At 68.0% G+C, this 6,475-nt stretch carries 4 protein-coding genes; all 4 read right to left on the reverse strand.

The window, feature by feature from the left end:
- Positions 1-94 precede the first annotated feature (94 nt).
- Positions 95-2,224, reverse strand: a complete 2,130-nt coding sequence (locus tag KY572_RS42290) for a catalase (protein ID WP_224249452.1) — start codon at positions 2,222-2,224, stop codon at positions 95-97.
- Between the two features lie 140 nt (positions 2,225-2,364).
- Positions 2,365-4,065 (reverse strand): outer membrane protein assembly factor BamB family protein, encoded by a 1,701-nt coding sequence (locus tag KY572_RS47970; RefSeq protein WP_224249453.1) that lies wholly within the window; start codon positions 4,063-4,065, stop codon positions 2,365-2,367.
- Between the two features lie 50 nt (positions 4,066-4,115).
- Positions 4,116-5,117, reverse strand: coding sequence for a patatin-like phospholipase family protein (locus KY572_RS42300; RefSeq protein ID WP_224249454.1), 1,002 nt, complete (start codon positions 5,115-5,117; stop codon positions 4,116-4,118).
- Between the two features lie 51 nt (positions 5,118-5,168).
- Complete coding sequence (locus KY572_RS42305) at positions 5,169-6,158, reverse strand: ParB/RepB/Spo0J family partition protein (protein ID WP_224249455.1); 990 nt, start codon at positions 6,156-6,158, stop codon at positions 5,169-5,171.
- Positions 6,159-6,475: the final 317 nt, after the last annotated feature.

Below are 6,475 nucleotides of genomic sequence, written 5' to 3' on the forward strand. Positions count from 1 at the left end.
AACTCGAAAGGAGTACGAGCGTCTTTGGGGATATTCCCCGGATTTCCTCCGGCGATTTCCGGGGGGCTTCACACCCCCCGGGAGGAGCCAGTGCTCAGCTCGGCGCCGGGCCCTGCCGCGCCCAGTTGCGGTGCGCGGCGATGGCGGTGATGAAGAGCGCGTTGAACTTCTTCATGTCCGCCTTGGCGTTCTGGACGACGCCCGGATCGCTCGCGAGGTCCTGCGCTGCGGCGATCTTGCTCAGGCCCGCGGCCTCCACCAACTGCGTCCCCGCGCCGGAGAAGCCCAAGGCCTTGCAGTGCTTGTAGGCCTCGCGCACGAAGTCCGCCGCGTCCGGGATGAGCTGCAGCGCGGCCACGCTCTTCTCACCGCCCGGGACGTAGATGGCGTCGTACAGCACCGAGTGCGTCGTCAGGAACGTGCGCACCGGCGCCACCTCCGTGCCGTCGTCGCTCTTGACGGGGCTGAGCGAGGGGCCCACCACCTCCAGGATCGCGCCGCCAGCCTCCAGCGCCTTCTTCACCTGGGCCAGCTCCTTGGCGGAGAACCCGTCCGCGATCAGCGCCGCGACCTTCCGCGTCCGGATGGAGTCCTTCGGCGTGTTCTCCATGCTCAGGGACGGGGCCTTGTCGACGGTGTTCTTCGCCTTGCTCGCCTTGGCCGGCTTGGGCGCCTTGGGCACCGTGACGCCCACCGCCTTCGCCACGCGGGTAGCCAGCTCCGCGTCGATGTTCGCGAGGATCTGCTGCACGACGCGCTCGCGGACCACCATGCGCTCGCACTTGCCGAGCTCGAACTGCAGCGCGGCGATGAGGTGCTCCTGCTCCGGCTTGGAGAGGCTCTTGTAGAAGAGGGTGGCCTGGCTGAAGTGATCGTTGAAGCTCTCGCTGCGCTGGCGGACCTTGTTGCCCTCGAGGCGCTCCGGGTGATGCTTGAAGGCCTGCTGGGGATTGGCCAGGAACGGGCACCCGCCTCCCAGCGAGTTGGGGTGGTAGTTGGCCCGCCCCGTGTTGATCGTGTCGCGGTGGAAGCCGTCCTGCTGGTGGTTGTGCACCGGGGCCACGGGCCGGTTGATGGGAATCTCCGCGAAGTTGGGCCCGCCCAGCCGCGTCAGCTGCGTGTCCAGGTACGAGAACAGCCGGGCCTGCATCAGCGGATCATTGGTGAAGTCGATGCCCGGCACCACGTTGCTCACGCAGTACGCCACCTGCTCCGTCTCGGCGAAGAAGTTGTCCGGGTTGCGGTCGAGCACCAGCTTGCCCACCCGCTGCACCGGCACCTGCTCCTCCGGCAGGAGCTTCGTCGCGTCCAGCAGATCGAAGCCGTACTTCTGCGCGTCCTCCTCGGAGACGATCTGCAGGCCCAGCTCGTACTCGGGGAAGTCGCCGGCCTCGATGGCCTCCCAGAGATCGCGCCGGTGGAAGTCCGGATCCTTGCCGGCGATCTTCTGCGCCTCGTCCCACACCAGCGCGTGGGTGCCCAGCAGGGGCTTCCAGTGGAACTTCACCAGGTGGGACTTGCCCTGCGCGTTGATGAGGCGGAAGGTGTGGACACCGAACCCCTCCATCATCCGGTAGCTGCGGGGGATGGCGCGATCCGACATCACCCACATGATCATGTGGGCCGTCTCCGGCACCAGCCCGACGAAGTCCCAGAACGAGTCGTGCGCCGAGCCGCCCTGGGGCATCTCGTTGTGCGGCTCGGGCTTCACGGCGTGCACCACGTCCGGGAACTTGATGCCGTCCTGGATGAAGAAGACGGGGATGTTGTTGCCCACCAGATCGAAGTTGCCCTCGGGCGTGTAGAACTTGGTGGCGAAGCCGCGCACGTCGCGGACCGTGTCCGCCGAGCCTCGCGAGCCCTGCACCGTGGAGAAGCGGACGAACACCGGCGTGCGCAGGGACGGGTCCGTGAGGAACTTCGCCTGGGTGTACTTCTCCAGGGACTTGTACACCTGGAAGTAGCCGTGGGCGGCCGAGCCCCGCGCGTGGACCACACGCTCGGGGATGCGCTCATGGTCGAAGCGCGTGAGCTTCTCGCGGAGGTGGAAGTCCTCCAGCAGGGTGGCGCCCCGGAGGCCCGCCTTGAGCGAGTCATCCGTATGCGAGATGGGGATGCCCTGGTCCGTGGTGAGCACCGTGTCCGCCGGGCGCTCTCGGAAGGGCTCGAGGCTCTGGTTCTTGCTCTGGGTAGAGGAGGTCGAAGCGGGCTTGCGCGGTGCCATAAGCTCCTGAAGGTGTAGGCGTGGGATCGCCCCGGGATGGCGTCGCAAGGTGTTCACGCACGGGCCGTGCGGCAAGGTGGAGCGGCGCGGGTGTGTCCTCGTGGACGATCGGCCTGCACCGCCGGGGCCCGGAGCCGGGCTCAGCGCAGGCGCAGACCGTGGATCCAGTTGCCGCGGGTGGCCAGCACGGCCATGTCGCCGAAGATGGCGGGAGAGGCCTCGATGAGGCCCTGGAGCTTGAGCGAGTCCAGCTCCTCGCCGGTGCGCGCGTCGAGCAGGTGCACGGTGCCGAGGATGTCGCCCTGGAGGATGAAGGTGTGGCCCTGCTCGTCCTTGCAGGCGGTGGGCGAGGACCAGGCGTAGCTGTCCAGCTTCTTGCGCCAGCGCTCCTCGCCGGTGGCCTTGTCGAGCGCCACCATGAGGCCATCGTTGAAGCCCGGACAGCGCGAGAGGGTGAAGACGACCTGTCCGGCGATGTCTCCGGTGCCGACCAGGGGCGTGGCGAACGCGCCCGCGTCCACCTTCTTCGGCGGCCCGAGCGAGCCCTCGCACGGGTAGGAGCGCTCCCAGAGCACGCGGCCGGTGAGACCATCCAGCTTGCGCAGCCAGGACCTGCCGCGCGGGCCCGTCTTGTCCACCTCGGTGCCGGTGTAGAGGACGGGGCGGTCGTTCTCGAGCTCCACGGGGATGCTGGCGTCGGTGTCGTCGCCCGCGTCGAAGGTCCACAGGGGCTTGAAGGTGCGCAGATCGATGGCCTGGATGGTGCCGCCGTTGTCGGCGAAGAAGGCCAGGTTGCCCACGGCGGAGATGGAGTTCTCGATGCCGTAGTGGGGGCTGCCCTCGGGCGTGTAGCGGTAGCGCAGCACCTCGGGGCGCACCTTGAGGCGCAGCTTGATGGAGTCGAAGTCCGTGTTGAGCTTCAGGGCGTAGAGCAGGCCGTTCTCGCCGCCCAGCAGGTAGCTGTCGGTGCTGCGGTTGAGCAGGCCCGAGCTGTCGAACGCCCCCCAGCTTCGCGGCGAGGCCTTGTCCTTGCCGGGCAGGAAGAAGACCTCGCGGTGGCTGATGAGATCGTAGACGTGGAGCCCGATGGGCTTCTTCTGGGGGATGCCCTGGCCGACGAAGAGCAGCGGGTAGCCCCGGGGATCGAGCGAGACGCTGCCCTTGATGGGGTTGCCGGTGACGATGGGCGGCCGGGTGGGACGGCCTGTCTTCAGATCCAGGAAGTACACCGAGCCGTCGAGCGAGCCCTGGATGACCTCGACGAGGCCCTTGTCGAAGCGGCGGCGGCCCAGGCGGACCATCGAGTGGCGCATGACGTCGGGCCACTGGATGATGACGGGCTCGCCCGTCCAGCCTGCACCTCCGCGCCAGGGTGGGCGGCCCTTCGTGGTGTTGGCCGTCCAGGCGAGCTCGAGCTTGCGCTCGCGCATTGGACAGATGCCCCAGGCGCCGCCGGTGCGGGTGGCTCCGCCGCGGAAGGTGAAGACGCCCGCGGCCTGTGAGTACTGCTCGGGGAAGACCTGGGCCAGCCGCGAGGGCGGCGCTTCGAGCTCCTGGCCCTTGACGGTGAGCTGATAGCTGGCGAGCCGGGTGTCACTCGACGGGACGTCGAAGATGCGGGGCTCGGGCCTGCGCGGGCGGGTGGGCTCGGTGCGAGGGGACGCCGGAGGCGGGGCAGGGGAGGGCGCTGGCGTCGCCACCCCGGCGGGGCGAGGCGCGGGCTCTGGCGGAGGCGTGACGGGGGCCGGCGGAGGCGTGCGGCAGGCGCTCGCGAGACAGAGCCCGAGCCCGACGAGGACAGCCAGGAGCCCCCGGCGTCCACCCGCTCGTGCGCTTCGCACACCTTCCACGCCCGCTCCCACGGTGGGTCCTCTGCTGCGCTCTGGCGGACTCAGGTCCCGGTCGCTCGCTGCGGAGCCAGGGCCGGATGGGTGGCGCGCTTGAGGAACTCGGAGGTGGCGAGGATGCCGTTGTCCACCAGCTTCTGCTTCAGCTCATCCGAGAGCGTGAAGTCCGTGGTGGAGACGTTCGCGTTGTCGATGAACACGGTCCGCGTCATCGAGTCCGGATCCAGCCGGAGCTGGTTGGCCGCATCCAGCATGAAGCTGAACAGCGCCTTCGCATAGGTCCTCAGGTCGGTGATGGAGACCTCGGGGGGCGTGCCGAACCGCTCCAGGTGGGCGATCTGCTCCGCGGTGCCCAGGCTGAAGCCCACCGTCTCCATGCACACGCCGACCTCCGGGGCCACCGCTGGCTTGCCGAGGACTGGCTGCCGGAGGAGCCCATCGAAGAGATCGATGGGGTAGTTCCACGAGATGCCGCCGTCCACGTACAGGTTGTTGTTGAAGCGGAAGGCCTCGAAGAAGAGGGGGATGCTCATGGACATGCGCACCGCCTGCCAGATGGGCACGTCCGGCTGCGTCTGCGCAGAGAACACCTCCGGCGTCTGCCGGGTCAGGTTCGTCGTCACCACATAGAGGTTGCGGAAGCAGCCAGGCTCCTTCGCCGCCAGCGCGGAGAGCTGCGCGAAGGTGAGGTCCGGCTGGGGTGTCCCGGTGATGCGAGTGGTGATCTTGCCGATCTGCGCGCGGCACCACTGCTCGAACTCATCGCCCTTGTAGATGCCGAACTCGCGGACCAGCCGCACCGCGTCGCCGATGTAGCCGAACTTGCCGTCCATGAAGGCGGCGAAGTCCGTGCTGCCCAGGATGGAGTTCATCTCGTCCGAGGTGGCGCCCACGGCCACGAGCGCCGCGGTGATGGCGCCCGCCGAGGTGCCTGCCACGTTCTCAACGGTGCGCAGCAGATCCTGCGCCTGGAGTACCTGCAGGGCGCCCACGTAGGCAATGCCCTTCACGCCGCCGCCCTGGAAGACGAGGTTCTTGATGGCCATGGCCCGAGCTTAGCAGGCTCCAGGCTCCAGGCCCGAGCCATGCCTGCCTGCCTACTCCTCGTCAGGCTCGGCCGCGCCACCACCCATGCGGGTGATGTCGTCCTTGTTCACCTTGTCCACGTTGAACTTCTGGGCGCTGGCGATCATCTTCGACACCGTGGGATCGAACTCCACGGGGCTGTCGTCCTTCTTGAAGCGCAGGAAGTTGATGCGGGCGACGACGAAGTTCTTCAGGTAGGGGCTCTGGAAGCCCTTGTCCTTGAGCGTCGTGACGACCCGCGTCACGGCGTCGTCCAATTCCAGGAGCTTGTCGGCCCGGGCCTGGCGCACCTTGAGGGCCTCGGCCATGGGGAGGTCCAGGAAGCGCTCGGCGCGCTTGACGAAGGGGTTGTAGGCGCCGGCGGCGAAGCGAGGGCGCTTCTCGTAGGCCGCGCCCAGGGTGATGAAGGAGGGCTCCTCGAAGAGGTGGGCGAAGTCCGCCTCGCGCCCGGCGCGCGAGCCGGTGAGGCCGCGGTGCATGCGGATGACCTCGAGGGAGCGCTCCTTGAGGTTGTGGGCCTTCTCGGTGTTGAGCGCGAGGATCTGGTAGGCCACGTCCTCCTCGGGGAGGACGAGGGCGACGATGGACTTGGCCCCCAGCAGCCGAGAGGCGTTCAGGCGGTGGTTGCCGTTGGGGGTCCAGTACTTGCCTTCCTTGCGCACGGCGATGACGGGATCGAGGAAGCGATCCAGCCGCTCCATGGCGGAGGCGAGCCGCTTGACGTGGGGCTCGGAGAGATCTCGCTGGTAGGGGGTGGGCTCCACCTTGTCGATGGGCAGGGCGGCGAACACGACGGTGTGCGCGCCCAGCGGATCGCGGTAGACCGAGAGCACCTGGCCACCGTCCTGCTGGATGGCCTGGATGAGCTCGGTGGGCTGCGCGGCGGCTTCGCTGGCCACCTCGGCGGCGCTGAGGCCCTTGGAGCGCGGCTCGACCTTCTTGCGGCGCGGCGTGCTGGGCGTGGTGCTACGCGTCTTGGTCGCTGCCTTCTTCGCTGCCATACATCCCTTTCTAACTAGTGGACTCCCAGCTGGTGGTCCCAGTCATACTCCCCGTCGCTCGCGGCGTGGTGGGTATAATCAAGACCTCATGAGCCCAGTGCCTCGATCATTTCGTCGTCTCATTGGTTGCGCCCTGTTGTTGGGGCTCGTGTTCCTGGTGCTGGTCGTCGTCGTCGCGTCCCTGGTCATCGACAACCAGGTTGGCGAAAGAGCGGAGCGGGCGCTCGCCAAGCAGCGTCGGGAGGTCACGGACAACGTCGATTTCTTCTGTGAGCAGCAAGAGAAGCTCGCCGCGGATCCGTGGTTCCACGAACCAC

The sequence above is a fragment of the Hyalangium gracile genome (genome assembly GCF_020103725.1).
GTDB classification, from domain to species: Bacteria; Myxococcota; Myxococcia; order Myxococcales; family Myxococcaceae; genus Hyalangium; species Hyalangium gracile.